At 47.8% G+C, this 1181-nt stretch carries 2 protein-coding genes; one reads left to right on the forward strand and one right to left on the reverse strand.

Going from position 1 to position 1181, the window contains the following annotated elements; genetic code table 11:
• The coding region (locus tag A3735_RS31315; RefSeq protein WP_197486001.1) for a hypothetical protein at window positions 1-993 on the forward strand (993 nt) is incomplete at its 5' end.
• A 55-nt stretch (window positions 994-1048) separates the two neighbouring features.
• Here the strand turns inward: A3735_RS31315 and A3735_RS32680 are convergent.
• The gene (locus A3735_RS32680) at window positions 1049-1180 is read right to left on the reverse strand and encodes a zinc-binding dehydrogenase (protein ID WP_369820555.1); all 132 of its coding nucleotides are present in this window, start codon (window positions 1178-1180) and stop codon (window positions 1049-1051) included.
• Window position 1181 lies beyond the last annotated feature (1 nt).

A 1181-nucleotide genomic window follows, 5' to 3' on the forward strand; every position in this document is an offset into this window, starting at 1 on the left:
CATATCCAAGCACAAGGTACGAGTAATGATAGCTCCGTTCGCTCTCTTGGGGTGATAGAGTGGAGCGCAAGGTATCGTCATGATATCGACTTCAATCAAGCGCTTAGTGTTAAGCTGGGCCAGTTTTTCTTACCGACCTCAATGGAAAATATAGATCGCTTCTGGGAATCCCCTTATACCATTAGCTACTCTTCGCTCAATAGCTGGATAGGTGAGGAGTTTCACCCTATCGGCTTAGACATGTCTTATCGTTATCATTTTGATAGTGGGCCAGAGTTATCGGCAGCTGCAACGGTCTTTGGTGGTAATGATTCAATGGGCGCTTTGTTGGCCTATAGAGGTTGGACTTACGGGCGTCAGCGCACGGTATTGGGTGATGTATTGGCCTTGCCTGAGCTCAGCAACCTTCAAGACGGGCAGATTTTTGCGGGGCAGCGAGATGACGGTACTAAACCTTTTGGTCGAGATCTTGATGGTCGGCCAGGGTATGCGCTGAGGTCATCACTGGCTTTGGATGAGCTGAATATAAAGCTCACTTGGGTCGATAACCGGGGCGATACGACACTTCTACATGCAGAATATGCCTGGAAAACCCGCTTTGCTATGGCTGGCTTGGCTTGGCGTATTAGTGAGGGCTGGGAGTTCTTATCGGAAGCCTCTCAAGGCAGCTCTGAAATGGGAGCGGGTCCTGGCATTGATATAGATTTCTACAGCCTGTACGGCATGTTTTCCTACCGTCTGAATGACTATCGAATCAGCTATCGCTATGACCAGTTTGGTATTGATGACCAAGATCAGATGGACCAAGAAAATAACGAGTTTGGGCGTAGTCATACCTTAGCGTTAATGTGGCAGGAAGAAGACAGTGCGCTGCGCTTAGGGGCGGAAGTCTTGTTCCTTAAGAGTAAGCGATACCGCGTACTTGAGGGCCCGCAAGTCTATCGTGACAGCGATTCTATTAGTGTCAGTATGTTGGCTCAGTATACCTTCTAGAATATGCGAAGGCTCAGCAAGCCAATAAATGGAAGAGCCTTGCTTTCATTGTGAGTTAGGGGACTAAAATTACTTTACCAATATTCTTGCGTTGCTCGATATGCTCATGCGCTTTGGCTGCATCCTTGAAGGAAAACGTGCTATCGACATGAAGCTTGATCCAGCCTTCAGCATAGCCTTTTAGTATC

The sequence above is a fragment of the Oleiphilus sp. HI0061 genome (assembly GCF_001635675.1).